General features: G+C 41.3%; 20 protein-coding genes and 1 tRNA gene. 17 read left to right on the forward strand and 4 right to left on the reverse strand.

Features of this window, described 5'->3' with window-relative positions; translation table 11 throughout:
- Nucleotides 1-2: 2 nt before the first annotated feature.
- From lapB to TAO_RS04560, 9 genes are all read left to right on the forward strand, one after another.
- Nucleotides 3-1172 (forward strand): lipopolysaccharide assembly protein LapB, encoded by a 1170-nt coding sequence (lapB, locus tag TAO_RS04525; RefSeq protein WP_096526814.1) that lies wholly within the window; start codon nt 3-5, stop codon nt 1170-1172.
- 200 nt (nt 1173-1372) lie between these two features.
- Entirely contained in the window at nt 1373-1555 is a 183-nt protein-coding gene (locus TAO_RS09640) for a hypothetical protein (RefSeq protein ID WP_172419059.1), read from the forward strand.
- Nucleotides 1556-1579: 24 nt separating this feature from the next.
- Entirely contained in the window at nt 1580-1918 is a 339-nt protein-coding gene (gene arsC / locus TAO_RS04530) for an arsenate reductase (glutaredoxin) (protein WP_172419105.1), read from the forward strand.
- 13 nt (nt 1919-1931) lie between these two features.
- A complete protein-coding gene (gene wrbA, locus TAO_RS04535) occupies nt 1932-2537 on the forward strand; it encodes an NAD(P)H:quinone oxidoreductase (protein ID WP_096526816.1) in 606 nt (201 codons plus the stop codon).
- 52 nt (nt 2538-2589) lie between these two features.
- Nucleotides 2590-3408 (forward strand): biotin--[acetyl-CoA-carboxylase] ligase, encoded by an 819-nt coding sequence (locus tag TAO_RS04540; RefSeq protein WP_231910581.1) that lies wholly within the window; start codon nt 2590-2592, stop codon nt 3406-3408.
- Complete coding sequence (locus TAO_RS04545) at nt 3405-4208, forward strand: type III pantothenate kinase (RefSeq protein WP_096526817.1); 804 nt, start codon at nt 3405-3407, stop codon at nt 4206-4208. The genes TAO_RS04540 and TAO_RS04545 overlap by 4 nt, the downstream gene beginning before the upstream one ends.
- Nucleotides 4209-4255: 47 nt before the next feature.
- Nucleotides 4256-4330 (forward strand) — tRNA-Thr (locus tag TAO_RS04550).
- A 37-nt stretch (nt 4331-4367) separates the two neighbouring features.
- Nucleotides 4368-5417: an AI-2E family transporter gene (locus TAO_RS04555; protein ID WP_096526818.1), complete on the forward strand. Its 1050-nt coding sequence runs from the start codon at nt 4368-4370 to the stop codon at nt 5415-5417.
- A gap of 67 nt (nt 5418-5484) precedes the next feature.
- Complete coding sequence (locus tag TAO_RS04560) at nt 5485-6285, forward strand: sulfurtransferase (RefSeq protein ID WP_096526819.1); 801 nt, start codon at nt 5485-5487, stop codon at nt 6283-6285.
- A 43-nt stretch (nt 6286-6328) separates the two neighbouring features.
- Here TAO_RS04560 and yqeC read toward each other — a convergent pair whose 3' ends face one another.
- A complete protein-coding gene (gene yqeC / locus TAO_RS04565) occupies nt 6329-7108 on the reverse strand; it encodes a selenium cofactor biosynthesis protein YqeC (protein ID WP_096526820.1) in 780 nt (259 codons plus the stop codon).
- Between the two features lie 107 nt (nt 7109-7215).
- On the opposite strand from yqeC, the gene TAO_RS04570 reads away from it, so the two are divergent.
- Nucleotides 7216-7452 (forward strand): hypothetical protein, encoded by a 237-nt coding sequence (locus TAO_RS04570; protein ID WP_096526821.1) that lies wholly within the window; start codon nt 7216-7218, stop codon nt 7450-7452.
- A gap of 14 nt (nt 7453-7466) precedes the next feature.
- Here TAO_RS04570 and TAO_RS04575 read toward each other — a convergent pair whose 3' ends face one another.
- Nucleotides 7467-8261: a ferredoxin--NADP reductase gene (locus TAO_RS04575; protein WP_096527760.1), complete on the reverse strand. Its 795-nt coding sequence runs from the start codon at nt 8259-8261 to the stop codon at nt 7467-7469.
- Nucleotides 8262-8319: 58 nt separating this feature from the next.
- Complete coding sequence (locus tag TAO_RS04580) at nt 8320-9192, reverse strand: SDR family NAD(P)-dependent oxidoreductase (RefSeq protein ID WP_096526822.1); 873 nt, start codon at nt 9190-9192, stop codon at nt 8320-8322.
- A gap of 310 nt (nt 9193-9502) precedes the next feature.
- Here TAO_RS04580 and TAO_RS04585 point away from each other — a divergent pair, with 310 nt between their 5' ends.
- Both TAO_RS04585 and TAO_RS04590 read left to right on the forward strand, forming a co-directional pair.
- A complete protein-coding gene (locus TAO_RS04585) occupies nt 9503-10459 on the forward strand; it encodes an aldo/keto reductase (RefSeq protein WP_197702518.1) in 957 nt (318 codons plus the stop codon).
- A gap of 118 nt (nt 10460-10577) precedes the next feature.
- On the forward strand, nt 10578-11042 hold the full coding sequence (locus TAO_RS04590) for a nucleoside deaminase (protein ID WP_096526823.1): 465 nt from the start codon (nt 10578-10580) through the stop codon (nt 11040-11042).
- Nucleotides 11043-11072: 30 nt separating this feature from the next.
- Here the strand turns inward: TAO_RS04590 and glcF are convergent, their stop codons facing one another.
- Nucleotides 11073-12290 (reverse strand): glycolate oxidase subunit GlcF, encoded by a 1218-nt coding sequence (gene glcF / locus TAO_RS04595; protein ID WP_096526824.1) that lies wholly within the window; start codon nt 12288-12290, stop codon nt 11073-11075.
- Nucleotides 12291-12962: 672 nt separating this feature from the next.
- On the opposite strand from glcF, the gene TAO_RS04600 reads away from it, so the two are divergent.
- The 5 genes from TAO_RS04600 (at nt 12963) to TAO_RS09515 (ending at nt 16881) form a co-directional block, all read left to right on the forward strand.
- Nucleotides 12963-13568, forward strand: coding sequence for a PEPxxWA-CTERM sorting domain-containing protein (locus TAO_RS04600; protein WP_096526825.1), 606 nt, complete (start codon nt 12963-12965; stop codon nt 13566-13568).
- Between the two features lie 660 nt (nt 13569-14228).
- Complete coding sequence (locus tag TAO_RS04605; protein ID WP_096526826.1) at nt 14229-14915, forward strand: hypothetical protein; 687 nt, start codon at nt 14229-14231, stop codon at nt 14913-14915.
- Complete coding sequence (locus tag TAO_RS04610; RefSeq protein ID WP_096526827.1) at nt 14915-16177, forward strand: c-type cytochrome; 1263 nt, start codon at nt 14915-14917, stop codon at nt 16175-16177. The genes TAO_RS04605 and TAO_RS04610 overlap by 1 nt, the downstream gene beginning before the upstream one ends.
- 99 nt (nt 16178-16276) lie before the next feature.
- A complete protein-coding gene (locus TAO_RS09510; RefSeq protein WP_102135942.1) occupies nt 16277-16588 on the forward strand; it encodes a transposase in 312 nt (103 codons plus the stop codon).
- Nucleotides 16589-16593: 5 nt separating this feature from the next.
- On the forward strand, nt 16594-16881 hold the full coding sequence (locus TAO_RS09515; protein ID WP_102135943.1) for a zinc ribbon domain-containing protein: 288 nt from the start codon (nt 16594-16596) through the stop codon (nt 16879-16881).
- Nucleotides 16882-16900 lie beyond the last annotated feature (19 nt).

Here is a 16900-nt window from a genome sequence, read left to right on the forward strand (position 1 = left end):
ATATGATTGAGTGGTTGTTGCTATTATTACCTATAGCAGCAGCTTCAGGGTGGATGGCGGGTAAACGTAGCACTGAATCAATAAAAATAGAAAATAGATCTCGGTTAAACGCTGCTTATTTTTCTAATTTACGTTATCTACTGAATGAGCAGCCTGAGAAAGCTATTGACTCCTTGTTGAATACCTTAGAAGTAGACAACGAAGCGATAGAGCCTTACTTAAGTCTAGGGAATTTGTTTCGTCATCGAGGAGAGATAGATCGGGCAATTCGGATTCATCAAGATCTTATCGATAAATCGTATTTAAGCCAATCGCAGAAGAGGCGAGTTTCTTTAGAGCTAGGTCTAGATTATATGCAGGCTGGAATGTTAGATCGGGCTGAAAGCTTGTTTCTTGATATCATTAAGCAAGAGAGTCATACAGATATTGCCATATATCAGCTACTTGATATATATCAACAGAAAAAAGATTGGTATCAGGCAATTACTATCGCTCAAAAATTGGGCGAGGGAAGCAGCGAGATTATAGGGACTATCCTCGCTCATTTTTACTGCGAACTTGCTGAGCAACAGTATACTCAGAAGCGAAAAACTGAAGCGGAAAAACTTATTAAGCAAGCCTTGATCTCTGATTGGCGTTGTGTTCGTGCTACCTTGATGCAAGCGCGTTTAGCAATAGATGATAGTAATTATAGGGCAGCTGTTCATCTACTGCATCAAGTTGAGCAGCAGGATCCAAATTATCTATCAGAGATATTAAAGCCTCTCTTGGAGTGTTACCAACACCTTGGTGATGCGGATAGATTTTCTTATTGGTTGGCTGAGGTATTAGGCCGCTATCCAGGATATACCCCCCTAGTTTTAGCTAGGGTAAAATATTTACAACAACAGGGAGAGCTGAGAGAGGCGCGACAATTCTTGGCTGATCAGCTTAGAAAGCAGTATTCTATTGAAGGGCTTCAGTATTTGTTAAACTTAGGTATGCCAAAGAGTATTGATTCTATTTCAGAGCTATGGAAATTAATGGAGGAGATAGTTAATGATTTACTAAAAGCTAAATCAAAATATATATGTGGTTTTTGTGGGTTCAGTGGCAAATATTGTCATTGGCAGTGTCCCAGTTGTAAACGGTGGGGAGTTATTAAACCCTTTACTATGAGTATTCGATTTTAGCTATGATTTATCAATAAAATTCAGAGTTAACTACTTACGTGTTGGAATTATTGTCTTACGTGCATTCACCGACTTGGTTTCTGGCAAGCTGCTCACTGTGTTTTTCCTGTTTCATCGGAACCTCTATGGTTGCTTGGACTTGCTAAGTTATCGTTAAATGGCTGTGCGCCTCTACACGCTTCATTTTCCGCGTAACCAAAATGGAAGCGCATACCCCTTCTGATCACACCCTCAAGGCCACCTTATTGCGACCCCACCCTAGCCTAATGAAGATTAGGCAGAAAAGCACTACAATTAATCCATGTTATTTACCCTTGCGCTCTATGTTCGCTATGCTATGTAATAACGCTGGGGTTGTCGTGCATCCTGCACTTCTTCAATGATAGGAGGATATAGTGTCTGAGGTGATGATTTATCATAATCCTAAATGCAGTAAGTCTCGTCAAGCATTACAATTACTTTTTGATCAAGGTATTACCCCTAAGGTTATTGAATATCTTAAAACTCCTCCAACAGCAGAGCAGTTGCTAGAAATTCTTCAGTTATTAAATAAGGAACCCAGAGACTTAATGCGTCAGCAAGAGCCTGAGTACCAGCATAATAAGCTTGATAATCCGGAGCTTTCTCAGGGGCAGCTGATTGCTGGGATGCACGCTCACCCAATACTTATTGAGAGACCCATCGTACTAGCTAAGGGTAAAGCAATAATTGGGAGACCTCCAGAGAAAGTGCTTGAAATTCTTTAAAATGAGGTAGTAAATGGCAGAAATTCTTATCCTTTATTATAGTCGTTACGGTAGTGTAGCGGCGATGGCTGAGCGAATAGCGAGGGGAGTAGAAGAGGGGGGTATGGAGGCGCGACTACGAACTGTACCCACAGTATCTACAGTCTGTGAGGCAGTAGAGGATACGATACCTATCAGCGGCCATCCTTATGTATCCTTAGACGATTTACGTGAATGTGCAGGGTTGGCTTTAGGAAGCCCAACTCGGTTTGGAAATATGGCATCTCCTTTGAAGTATTTTATTGACGGTACTAGCTCGCTATGGCTTTCAGGCGCTTTGGTAGGTAAGCCGGCTGCTGTATTTACCTCAACCTCTAGTTTTCATGGCGGGCAAGAGGCTACTTTATTATCTATGATGATTCCTTTGTTTCACCATGGTATGGTTTTAGTAGGCTTGCCTTATACTGAACCAGCACTCATGAATACGACTGATGGTGGAACTCCTTACGGTGCTAGCCATATTGCTGGTATAGATAACAAGCTACCTTTAAGTGAAACAGAGGCTATCTTGTGTAGAGCATTAGGACGGCGGTTGGCAGAGATGGCAGGATTACTAATGGCAACAAAAACATTGGATTGATGAAATACGTTTAAGTTATCAGTAAATAGTTGTTGCCTAAGGAGTAGTTCTTTTGCAAGCAGGTATTACGCTTCTTAAATCTCGGCTCATAAGAGCTGCAATGGAAGAAGATAGCTTAAAATGGCTATCACGATTAGAGATTTATACAGAACTGGATTCTACTAATCGTTATCTCTTGGATCGAGTAAAAGCAGGTAGCGCAAGCAAAGGGGAAGTTTGTTTAGCTGAAACTCAGCTATCAGGTAGAGGACGGTGTGAGCGGCTTTGGCTATCACCCCCAACGGGTAATCTTTACCTTTCGCTATTATGGTATTTCTCTACGGGTTCGCAGCTTTTATCTAGCTTAAGCTTAGCTGCTGGGGTGGCTGTATTACGCACCTTACAAGAGCAAGGAGTAACTAGCGCCGGTCTTAAATGGCCTAATGATATTGTGCTCTGGGATTATCGTAAATTAGGTGGTATTCTGGTGGAATTAGTATCCAGAGGGGATATTATAGGAGCCATAATAGGAATAGGGCTTAATGTTAATATGCCGATCTCCTATAGACAGCAGCTAAATCAGCCTTGCGCTGATCTATCAGAAGTAATGAATAATCGGTGGATCTCCCGTAGCCAGTTAGCTGGACGTTTAATCCATCATCTTTTATTAATTATGCGTAGATTTGAAAAACAAGGATTAAAAGACGATATTCTTAATGATTGGCGTAAATGGGATATCTGTTATCAACGGGAAGTCTATTTACATTCAGATGATCAAATAATTAGCGGTACTGCCTATGGTATCGATAATAATGGCCGTTTATTATTATGGAGAAATGATGGAATATCTTGTTATTCCTATGGTGAGGTCAGTTTGAGGCCAGTTAAGTGATTCTATTAGTAGATATTGGTAATAGCCGGATTAAATGGGCTCAATTACATGGTGGTAAGCCCGTAGAGATCAAGGCTATGATACGAGGTAAGACGGGTATCAAGCGAGATCTATCTAAAGCTTGGAAGGGACTTGAGAGTATAAGCCAAGTTATTGTTGCCAATGTGGGAGGATCCAAGGTTGCAGAGCAATTGAGAGAATGGTCACAAAGTAATTGGCAGATAACCCCTGAGTTTTTGATTGCCCGTAGCAATGGCTATGGAGTACGAAATGCTTACTCTATACCTGAGGATTTAGGGATAGATCGATGGCTAGGTTTGATTGCAGTGCGCCAGCGCTATCGAAATGTTGATCATAATAGCGCTATATGTATTATCGATTGTGGTACGGCTATTACCGTTGATGTACTTGCAGCTGGTGGTAAGCATCTAGGAGGATTGATTGTTCCTGGTTTGGTTAGCATGTCTAAATTATTAGTAGATAATACTGCAGGTGTTAATGAAATTAATGGAAAAATGGAGCACTCTCTCCTTGCTAGCACCACCAGCGCAGCGGTAAATGCTGGTGCATTATATGCGACTATTTCTTTTATCGATCGAATAAATAGTGATGTAGCCGCTGAAGTTAAAGGAGAGTTTAAGCGTATTATCACTGGTGGTGATGCTCTTAGAATATTACCTTTACTACGGGATAAATATGAACATCTTCCCGATTTAGTTTTATGGGGCTTAGCCCAAGTGGCTAGAAACACTGTATCTAAAGCTAAGCAAACAACAAGTGTAGATTATGCCACCCCATAGACAGCAAATAGTGTAAACTGCTAGGTTAATTTTAATAATTAAGTATAGCCGGGTTAGCACAGTGGTAGTGCAGCGGTTTTGTAAACCGAAGGTCGGGGGTTCAAATCCCTCACTCGGCACCAATCGTAATTTACTCCTAACCATTAAACCATAATAACTATGCACCTTGTTCGCGATTGGTTACAGCGATATTTTTCCGATCCCCAAGTAGTAGGCTTAGCGATCCTACTTGTTGCAGGCTTTATCACCGTTGTCCTAATGGGGCATATGTTAGCACCTGCGCTTGCAAGCTTGGTGATAGCTTACCTGTTAGAAGGGAGTGTAGGCTGTATAGAGCGGTGGCGTTGTCCTCGATGGTTAGCGGTAACCTTAGTATTTGTTGTCTTCTTGGCTGTTCTATTTTCAGTAATATTTGGGCTGCTGCCTTTGCTTTCGCAGCAACTGACCCAGTTTTTTAAGCAGCTGCCTACCATGATAATTCGAGGGCAGGAGTTATTATTGGGTTTGCATGAACATTACCCTTATCTATTTTCTGAGGCGCAAGTTAAGGAGTTAATAAGCGCAATGCGCTCAGAGTTAGCTCAATTAGGACAAAAGGCCTTATCTCTTTCTTTAGCCTCGGTAGTGAGTCTTATTACCCTTGCGATGTATCTTATTATTATGCCTATTTTGGTGTTTTTCTTTCTTAAGGATAAGAATCGCCTTATTAATTGGTTTAAGAAATATCTTCCTCAAGAACGGAAATTAGCTACTCAGGTTTGGCACGATGTAGATTTTCAGATTAGCAACTATGTTCGAGGTAAGTTTCTTGAGTTCCTGATTGTGTGGATGGTGACTTTTATTACTTTTTATTTTATGAATCTACAATTTTCTATGCTCCTGAGTGTATTAGTGGGGGCATCGGTTATTGTTCCCTATGTGGGCGCGTTAGTAGTGACTTTTCCTGTAACGTTTGTAGCTTATTCTCAATGGGGATTTACTTCTGATTTTGCTTATTTATTAACTGTTTACGGAATTATCCATGCCTTGGATGGTAATGTCTTGGTACCGTTATTATTTTCAGAAGTGGTAGATTTGCACCCAGTGGCAATCATTATAGCTATCCTAGTTTTTGGTGGTTTTTGGGGGTTCTGGGGGATTTTCTTTGCTATTCCCTTGGCTACTTTAGTGCAGGCAGTACTTAAGACTTGGCCTAATTTGCCTCCTTAATAAACATAGCAGTAAAAATAGGGTTGGGGAAACTTAACTTTTATAAGGGAGGAGTACTGGGTTTTTTATGCTTTTACAGCCAAATGAACTAAAACAGCAACTAGATGATCCTAATCTGCTGGTTGTTGATCTTTCCAATAAAGAATCCTATCTCTCCGGCCACATACCTAAGGCTGTGCACTTGGATTATATGGATATTGTGGCTGCTCGTCCTCCAGTCATGGGGCTTTTGCCAGATGCGCATAATTTAAGCCTAACCCTCTCTCATATAGGTTTTACCCCTGAGCGTCATGTGGTTGCTTATGATAATGAGAGTAATGCTCGGGCTTCTCGCTTTCTTTGGACTTTAGAAGAACTGGGGCATGAACGGTCATCTCTACTGGATGGCGGTTTAAAGTCTTGGCTAGAGGAAGAACATTTGGTAAGTCAAGGGTCAGAAGAGACTAAGGTACCTAGCGATTTTCATGGTCATTATCAAGGTAATAAAGCAGCAGATAGGGAATATATTTTAGCTCGTTTATTTGATCCTAATGTAGTGATATTGGACGTTCGCTCTTCAGCAGAATACCATGGTAAGGATGTTCGTGCTAAACGGGGTGGCCATATTCTGGGAGCAGTAAATTTTGAATGGATTCAAGCCATTGATCAGGAGCATGGTTTTCGCTTTAAGCCTGAGTCTGAATTACGATTGAGCTTAGAATCTTTAGGAATAACCCCAGAGAAAGAGGTGATTTGTTACTGCCAGACTCATCAGCGATCAGCCCATACTTTTATGGTATTAAAGTATTTAGATTATCCTCACATTAAAGGCTATCCAGGCGCGTGGTCAGAGTGGGGAAATGATCCAGATACTCCCATTGAAGTGTAAATGAGAAATAGGGATTGTTTATATATTGATTGAGTTAATTTAGTTAGCTACGGCGAACAGTTATTACTGAAGGGTTAATCTGGCTCATACAGGTTAATACTACGCGATCAAAGCAATCTGTAAGGGATAATGCTATTTCAGCTGTTATTATGCCTTGTTTCTCCCATATTGGATTATCTATCATATTAATAAGTGGGATTATTTTCGCGGTATGACTCTTTTTTAGACTGTTTTGGGCGCTAGCCAGTAATCTTGCGAGGTGTAATGGTCTTAGAGTTTCACCTTCTTTAATCTTAATAATAGATTCAATCTGCCTTACTTGATAGGCAATTTTCTCTGTGAGAGGTTGCCCGATAGCCAACACGGAGAGTATGGGTATGATAATAGTAGCTTCTTCTGGAATTATGGTTTCTTCGACTATGGGTGCTTTAATCCAATGATTATAAGATTCATCGGCCTTAACTAGACTAATGTCAAATTTAGCTTGTTGATGGATTCTTGCTACTAAAGTAGGCGGTACTCCTGCAAGATACCCTTTTCTTGCTGAAGGTTGAGCGTAAGCGATTAAACGGCGGGTGTTGGCTGCGGTTTTTATTAGCATAGGTAGCTGCTTCTCATGGGTAATCACTTGATAAGCAGAGATTTGATCTGGAAAAGGAGTAATATGCGCAGAAGTTGAAGTGATACCTACTCGACCGGGATAGAGTGTAGCTAAACGATATAGTGTAGTTTTTTTCCCCCCTGCCCCTGCTAAACAGACAATACCTATGCTAGGCTTAATCTCTAAAGCGTCTAGTAATGGACTAGGCTTGTTCACTATCATATTAAGGATAAGGTAGTTATTTTGTAAGCGGAGGTAGATCTTTAGGAAAAATTCTACTCTATACTAGCTATAAAGTTAGCCAAAATAGTAGAGGAGAATAGGTTTAGATGGAAGCGGTAAATACTTGGGAGGCAATCTTATTGGGTCTTCTCGTTCTTTTTGTCATTTTATGGTCTCGGCCAGGGATCAAAGCCGCATTTCAGCATGCAGAAAAAATAGAGCAAAAGGACTGGAGGGGATTTTTACTCCCAATCATACTAGTAATCTTATTTGTAGTATTTTTAGTTGTTATTTCAATGACGTTGAATAATAACCCTGATTATAGTCAAGGGCTGTCTTTATAGAAGGAATATTACCATTACCAATATTTCTCTACAGATATTTGCCCGGGATGTCGTCGGCGATTTTCAGTAAGGCCTTTTTCCTTGAGTAGGGCGGTAGTATCTCGGACCATATCTGGATTTCCGCAGATCATAACTTGAGATAATTTCTCGTCAATGGTAAGCCCAGTGTATTGAGCCATACGGCCATCGGTAATTGACGTAGTAATTCGCCCATAAATGGCACCTTCGCATTCTTCTCGGCTGACTAAGGGAACCATAATAAACTGATCTGGGTACTGCTTGTAGAGGATTTGAATGAGATCTTGGTAAACGAGCTCCTCACTCGTGCGCACTGAGTGGGCTAAAACAATTTTAGAGTATCGCTGCCAAGGTTCCTGAGTTTGAAGGATAGAGAGGAAGGGACCGATTGCTGTTCCTGTAGATAACATCCAAAGAGTATCAGTGGTTTGAATCTGGGAAAGAACAAGAAACCCCGCAGCTTTTCGGAAAAGCCAAACTTTATCTCCTGATTTTAATTCTGCAAGGCGAGGTGATAGAGATCCTTCCGAGACTATAATTGAATAAAATTCCAAATGAGGCTTATTAGGAGGATTAACAAAAGAATAGGATCGGGTGACAAATTCACCATTAATAATCAAACCTAAGCGGCCAAATTGACCGGCCTCAAAGGTAACCTCGGTGGCTTCCACCTGAAGTGAGTAAAGCCATCGAGTCCAATGATGATTAGCAATGACTTGCCCTTCTACCCACTTGCTGGTATCCACCAATGATTCGGTGTTTTCAATTTCTAGTGTTGATATAGTCGCCATAAAATTTATTTTACCTGAAGTATTATCTAGCGCAATCATTCAAAATAGCTATTTTTTGCTAGCAGTGTTCCCAAAACTCCTCATTCCATGGACGAAGATCTAGTTCACTAGTCCACGCTGTTTTAGGCTGTTTATGTAAAAATACAATAGATTCTACTATATCGTTTGCGTCAGCATACGGGGAATCACGATGTTCATCAGTCTCTTCTCTAATATCAGCATCAATCATAACGTGGCACACATGAATTCCCTTAGGCCGTAGTTCTCTGGATAAGACTTGTGCCAATGCTCGCTGCCCAAATTTACCTACGGCTAAATTGAGATGCGTTGATCTCCCTACCATTGATGATGTTGAGCCAACTAAAATGATTGTTCCTCTTGTTTGAAGTAACATGGCTTTAGCAGCCACATGAGAAACTAAGAACGCGCCTAAACAATTATGTCTCCAGCTATTTTCAAATGCTGGAACCTCTACGTTTATACTGTTGCCGGGGCCAAAGCTTTGAAGACCGTAAACCACGAGATCAGGGGTTCCATGGTGCTCAACTATTTTCTTAAAAAGTGCGTTAACAGAAACTTCCATTGTAACATCACATGCATAAGCAGAGGCTGATTTACCTTGCTGCGTAATATCTGCTATCAGAGAATCTAGCTTACTGATATTCCTTGAAATGAGAATAATTTGGAATGATTCTTGCGCAAGACGATAGGCAAGCGCATAGCCAAATCCTGGGCCAACACCCACTATTACGGCAAGTTTTGAATGAGCTATATTATTAGTCTGATTTATAAATTCAAGATCGGTATCAGATTTGTAATAGCTTCCACTGCGTAACTTTGTCCGCCTTAGAAAACTAAATTCTAAACAAATTGGTCCTAGCGGGAGTCGGCGCCGTATTTTTAATTGCCGCCAGAATTTTTCTATATTCATATTCGCTGTAAGTAGTACGCTATATTATTTATAAAAAGCCATATCGTTTACTCCTCAGAAAACTTAAGAGTAGCTTCAGAAATTTATTTTTATTTAAAGCCGGTAAAATTATTGAATCGAATAGCGATTAGCAATGATTTATTGTTTACTGGTATTTCATAGATAATTCTATTTTTTGGATTTTTATTGCTAATGTAGCCATAGTAGCTACATTTTACCTGAAGGGGTATTAGGCCTAATCTCTATCTATAAAGAGCTTATACAAGCGACTTAGATTCTTAAAATTCTAATCTATTAGGAAGAAGTTCTTATGAATAATATTTTATATTTTGATGATGGTGGAACCATGCCTCAGCTTGGCCTAGGTACTTGGAAATCAAAACCAGGTGAAGTCTATGACGCAGTGCGTGAGGCGATTCGTGTAGGGTATCGTCATATTGATTGTGCGCATCTTTACGGTAACGAAGCAGAAATAGGTCAAGCGCTGAAAGATGCTATGAATGAAGAAGGTATAAAGCGCGAAGCGCTATGGATAACCTCTAAGCTTTGGAATAATGCCCATCATCCTAAAAATGTCAAACCGGCATTAAGGGTTACTTTAGAGAATTTACGTTTAGATTATCTTGATTTGTATCTCATGCACTGGCCGGTCGCCCAGCAAGAAGATTCAATTTTTCCAGAAAATGCTATGGATCTAATCTCTCTTGAAAAATTGCCCCTTACCGAAACTTGGAGTGCTATGGAGGAGTGTGTAGATAATGGCTTAACAAGATATATAGGCGTTTCTAACTTCAGTGCTCATAAATTATCACTGATTTTAGAAGAAGGGCGAATGAAACCCGTTATGAATCAGATAGAGCTACATCCTTATTTGCAGCAAAGTGCTCTATTAAATTTTTGTAAAGAGAATCATATTCACGTGACTGCCTATTCTCCGCTGGGATCAGTAGATCGGCCAGCAATTATGAAGGCAAAAAATGAGCCGTTGTTGCTAGAAGATCCAGTCATTAAAACAATTGCCAAGCAGCATCATGCTAGTCCGGCACAGATTTTAATTGCTTGGGCATTGCATCTCGGTGTAGCGGTCGTTCCAAAATCAGTGAACCCGCAGCGTATTCGGCAAAACTTTGAATCTTCAAAGCTGGTACTGAGTGAATCGGAGATGGAGGAGATTACTGGCTTGGATCTGCATCGTCGCTACCTAGACGGGAATATATGGGCTATTCCTGGCAGTGGTTATACTTTAGAAAATCTCTGGGATGAATAGTTTAAACTTAGTATTTCACAAGAGAGAATAGCCTCCTTAAATGCCTATTATTATTCTTTTCTACTAGGGCGTAGGGCAGTTATCTGTAGCTATTGAGCTTATTTTATGGGAGTTTTCTATGAATTTTTTAAGGCGTACTATTGATCTTGCAATGAAGAATGTAGAAGAAGGGGGGCGGCCTTTTGCTACCGTTATCGTGTGTAACGGGGAGGTGATTGCTGAAAGTCCCAATAGGGTAGCTCAAACCCAAGATCCAACAGCCCATGCAGAGATTTTGGCTATCCGGGACGCTTGCACCAAACTAGGTACCGAACATCTAACTGACTGCGATATTTATATCTTAGCTAGCCCTTGCCCCATGTGCCTTGGTGCCTTGTATTACTGTAGTCCTCGTCAAGTGATCTACATTGTCACGCGAGAGGATTACGCTCAATTCTATCATGATGATCGCAAGTATTTTGAGCTTAATACTTTTTATACTGAGTTTAGCAAGCCAATGAGTGAGCATCGGCTACCCATAATTCAGCAGCAAGATGATAGAGCACTGAGAGTCTATCAACGCTGGCAGGCGCTTAATAGCTAACTAGCCCAAGCGTGCTATTAATTTTACTCATTAAAACCTAGGATCAAATAGAGTGATCCAGTGTTTGACCGGCAATGAGGATTGGCTTTGAAGATGGGTTAAGCAGCCAATATTAGCAGTGGCAATGATTTGAGGAGATCCGGCTTCCAGTGCTACAAGTTTGTTGGCTAGCAAGCGTTGGGAGAGATCTTGCTGTAAAATAGAATAAGTTCCCGCTGAGCCGCAGCAAAGATGAGCATTCTCCACCTCAGTTAGGTCAAACCCCGCCTCTTGAAGTAGCTTCTCCACGACACCATTGAGCTGTTGGCCATGCTGAAGCGTGCAAGGCGATTGGAAGGTAATGCGGCGAGGGATTTGGGGAGAGGGTATCAGGGCAGATCGATCCTCTTGAGTCAGAATTTCACTAATATCTTTTGTGATTGCCGCAACTTTGGCGGCTTTGGTCGCATAAAGCGGATCTTCCTTAAGTAAAATTCCGTACTCTTTAATCATAGCCCCACAGCCGCTGGCAGTAATTACAATAGCTTCAGCCCCCGCTTCTATATAAGGCCACCAAGCATCAATATTTCGGCGCATAAAGACTAGTGCTGGCTTAGGATCTGAGAGATGATGGTTAATTGCCCCGCAGCAGCCGCTATTAGGGGCTTTTAATAAGCTGATATTGAGTCGATCTAATACCCAAGCGGTACTCGCATTAATTTCAGGAGCAAGGGTGGGTTGGACGCAGCCTTCTAAAATTAACATTTTACGGCTATGGGGGGTAGTAGGCCAGGGTGTTGGTTGCCCTAGAGAGGGGAGATGTCGCTTCATGGCAGCGGGTAAAACAGGCGATAACATTCGCCCTAATCGTAATAATGGGGTAAAGCGTCGTGGATAAGGTAATACGGCTCGTAATGATGCTCGGATCAGACGCTCCCAAAGTGGCCTAGATACTTGAGCTTCAACGACTTCACGACCAATATCCAGCAGGCGGGCATAACGGACTCCAGATGGGCAAGTCGTTTCGCAGGCGCGGCAGGTAAGGCACCGATCTAAATGTTGCTGTGTTTTACTACTAGGTGTTTTTCCTTCAAGTACCTGTTTGATTAAATAGATACGGCCACGGGGTCCATCTAATTCATCTCCTAGTAATTGATAAGTGGGGCAGGTCGCTGTACAAAACCCGCAATGTACGCAAGCGCGTAAGATACTATCAGCTTCCTGTCCTTCAGGTGTTTTTTTAATAAAGCTAGCTAAATCGGTTTGCATGTTATTCGGTGTCTTAGGTGGCTTTTGATAGCTTAAGTGTATAGCTTTACCTTTGAGATAGGTAGCTGTTAAATAACATTGAGATGATGATTTACATGAGTGTGCAGGAATAGGTATTTAAAAATAACTAAAGTCATGGATTGGCTATGAAAGAAGCACCGCTAAGAGATAGTCAGCAATTACTCTCAGTTTAATCGTCAAAATATCTTACATTAATAAGATATTGATTTATATAAAATAATTTCTATATTTGTGATTAAGTGTTATTTATTTTACAGTAGCAAGCATAATCTTAAAAAATATCCATTCATTATATAACTATTTGATTTATAGGCTTTTTATAAATCATGTATTTAGCATTCAACATATTAGCAGGGCCTTCTATTGCCAAAATAATTTACATTACTAGGCCGATGATGGATTGAAAAGCTCTATTTTTAGCTAGATCCCTTAGGCGAGCAAAATAATCACTAACATTGAAAAATCCTGTTGGCACCTTCACGTTCTCTCGTTTAAATCACTAGAAGCCCGGAATTATATATCTTCTTTAACCCCAGAGATTTTTCTAACCGTTCAAATATTACCCCTTCTAGTTATTGTCAATTAATATTTGGCATGATTATTGCTAAATTACTTATTGTATAATTATAATTATTATTTCTGGAGTGTTAGATGAAACTTAAGAAGATAGTCTCGATTGCATTAACAGGCAGTGTGATGGCTTTATCGGCAGGGGCGTATGCAATACCGACAGTAGTTGGCGGGGATGGCAAGTGTAGTTCGGCAGGTATTTTTAACGATGCATCAGAGTGCGCTGGTGGATATAGCAAAAATGCTATAAATAACAGCAGTAGCGGTGTAAGCACTCAGGTAGCCGCTCTTACATCACTCGGCTTTGATTTTGGTACTGGTGGTTCTAGTAGTTTCGATTTTAATAATTTCACCGTGATTAATGCTAATGGTAGCAACGTTTCCGGTAGCAGTATATCGGTAGGCCAGATGATGACAGGTATCACTATTTTTGGTGCCCACTTTGGGAATGGGAGTCCTCTTGGAAATGAGACGGCATTCTACAAATATGACGCTGGAACAGTAGGGACATCGACTATTACCTTTAATAACATTAAGGGTATTTCAAATCTTGTGGTCTACTCGACGGGTGGGACTCCGACAACACCAAGTGTGCCTGAACCGGCAACTTGGACAATGTTGCTCACTGGTTTTGCTTTGATGAGTGTTGTTATGCGTCGCCGTCAAACGGCTCCGATCGTTTCCTAACTTTATTTAAAGACATGACGCTGTCACTCTCTACAGCGTCATGTCACCTTCATATGCGCTGAATATATATTTCTGAGCTCTATACAACATTAGTTAGTTTTAACGCCCCCTAGGCTAACTTACCTCCCAGTAATTGATAAGCAGATCAGATCGCTCTACAAAATTGACAGTGCACCCAAGTACGTAAGATAAGCTGCTATCAGAATTTCTGCTCTATTTTTTTAATAAAACCGGTGTCTTTGGGATAGGTAGCGTTTAAAAAGCGTAGCAATATAGATATCTAAAATGTCAGTATTATTTACATGTATTAAAAATACATGATTTTCCTTGGATGACCGATGAAAGGAGGTATTACTAGGAGACAGTCAGAGGTGATCTTAAATTTGATTGTAAAAATATTTTACATTAAATAAGCTATTGATTTATAAATAATAATTTATATTGCCGCTATTGAATGTCAGTTATTTTTACAATAAAAAAACTTACTTCAATACTTAAAACTTAAAAATATCTACCTCTATATTAATAAATATTTGATTTATAACGTTTTTATAAAATGTGCATATTTATTGCATGTTTTGTAGTAAGCGGAGAGCGCAATAAACTGTGCCTCAGCTTTCATACTATTTATTTATGTGCTCTTAGGAGGTAGATATAGAGATGAAACCTGTCAGTCAAAAAGCTTTAAGATGGCTTCTATCTTTAATTTTCATGGCAGTTGGATTTTTGCCACTGTTAGCTCAGGCAAATCCAATACAGTCGTTTAATATCAGCGGACAAGCGCAGTACTTCTTAAGTAATACCAATGATAATAATCCCGTTTCTGTAAGTTTTATGGGTACCATGGGGGTAGATCCTAGTGGTCAGGATCAGAATTTTGGCTCTATTGGTCAGGTCACTTCAATATCGTTTGAATTTCCAGATTTATCATCCATTCCTACCTTCAATACCATAGTGACTCAAGGCCCGCTAGTAGCGCAGATTGATCAACCCCTTGCGTATAGTATCGGGCTTCAAAACACAAATGGTGAAACCGCCACATTTAGTTTTATCACACCTCACTCATCTGCGACTTTTTTTGGTACTGAACCGATTGGTTCGTTGGTTGATTTTAATGGCGGTAGTATCTTTCAGGGGCAAACTGGATCAGTGAGTACAGCAGGTGGCTCTATTTTTTTGCAAAACTTTAGCGGTAGTATCGATAGTATCACTCCAAGCCCTATAACGAGTATGCCGGAGCCGGCCACGCTGGAAATGTTTAGCCTAGGCTTATTGTTAATCAGCACATTCATAGGGTTACGTCCAAGCGCTAAAGCAAATTACTTAAGCGATCGAAAGGGGGAATAATGAAAGCAAAACTTTTTTCAGCGCTAACAGGTGGGGCATTATTAGCTATATCTGGAGTGATAAGTTACAGTGTGGCGCAGCAAAGTAATGATTCAACGCCGCAAGATCAGAACGAGGCGCTCATTGCGCAGGGCCAGCAAGTTTTTCGCTTCAATACATTTGGGGATGAGATTACTTGGACAGATAAGCTGCAATTAAATACTGTTATCAGTCAAGCGGTAGATCCCTTAACTGCCTTAGCTGTTGGTTTAAAAGTAGATGTGGATGCGTTACCTGAGGCGGTGCAGAAAGGGATCACCGGTGGAAGTATTGATTTATCAAGCCCGGCAACTACCGTTGCCTTATTAAAACTAGATGCCGTCGTGGGTGTTAAAGGTACGGTTGAAACAGTAAATGGCACGGATACGTTGACTCAAGTGGGGGTTACTTGTGCGCTTTGCCATTCAACTGTTGATAATTCATTTATACCCGGTATTGGTCATCGGCTGGATGGTTGGCCTAATCATGATCTAGATCCAGGGAAGATCATCGCTTTATCCCCAGCTTTTTCCCAAGCAGATAAAGATAAATTAAATTCTTGGGGGCCTGGCATGTACGATCCTCGCTTTAATATTGATGGATTGAGCGATCCGGTTGTAATCCCACCTGCGTACGGTTTGGAGGGTGTACATAGCGTTGTTTATACAGGTGATGGTCCTTCACTTTCTTATTGGAATCGCTATGTTGCTGTTACTCAGATGGGCGGACAAGGGTTGTTTTCGGATCCAAGAATTGGCACTCATATTAATCCGGATCAGCCTGGCTTGAAGCCTGGTTGGCATCCTGGCGTATTTGTGGTGAATGGTAAGCAGGATCTGGTCACCAGCAATCTAGCTGCATTGCAGGCTTATCAGCTGTCCATATCGGCCCCCTTACCGCCAGAAGGCAGCTTTGATCCTGATGCAGCTGCTCGTGGCGAAGGGCTATTTGATGGATCGGCAGGTTGTGCCCGCTGTCATAGTGGTCCGAAATTTACGGATGCTAATCAGCGACTCCATCCACCTGCTGATACGGTAGCTGAAGATAAGCTCTATGTAACTCGTTCAGCCACTGGCATGTGGCGTACTACTCCATTGCGTGGCTTGTGGCAACACCCGCCTTATTTACATGATGGCTCAGCACAAACCCTTAGTGATGTGGTGCAGATATACAATGATAAAATGAATCTTGGGCTTACCAGTGCGCAGATGAGTGATCTTGCAGAGTATCTGAAGACGCTCTGAAACAAGATTGATTAAAGTGGGTTATAGATAATCCTCAAAAAGGGGTAGCAAAAAGGCTACCCTTTTTTTCATTGAAATTTCTAGTGTTCCTTTGCAACAATGCCTGAGAAATCAGCAGGCCGCCTTCAAAAACTTCCCCCAAGCGAACCTACGCTGCTGCCGGTTACCGATAAAAAGGTCGGCATCGATGTAGGCATTAAGAATTTATTCGTCACCAGTGATGGCTTCAAATCCGGAAATCCACGCCATAGGATGAAGTACGTCGCCAAGCTTGCCAAATACCAACGCCGCCTTGCCAAGAAAAAACTTGGCGGCAAGAACCGGCAAAAGGCAAAGCTCAAGGTGGCCCGTATTCACGCCAAAATCTCCGATTGCCGGATGGATAACTTTCCCGCAAAAACCTTGCGGTGAAGAACATGATTAAAAACCCGAAACTGGCAAAGCCCATCGCCGATGCAAGCTGGGGAGAATTTACTCGGCAGTTGGAATACAAGGCCAAGTGGGCCGGTAGAGTGTATATCGAAATTGACCGATTCCTCCCTTCGTCAAAACGCTGCCACTGCTGCGGGTTTGTTTCTGAATCGATGCTGCTTGATGTCTGCTCGTGGATCTGTCTAGAATGCGAGAGAAAACACGACCGCGATGTTAATGCGGCGTGTAATATAAAAGCCGCCGGACTGGCGGTGTTAGCCTTTGGAGACTGAGTAAGCGGCGGTAGCATTT

The organism is Candidatus Nitrosoglobus terrae, assembly GCF_002356115.1.
GTDB lineage: Bacteria > Pseudomonadota > Gammaproteobacteria > Nitrosococcales > Nitrosococcaceae > Nitrosoglobus > Nitrosoglobus terrae.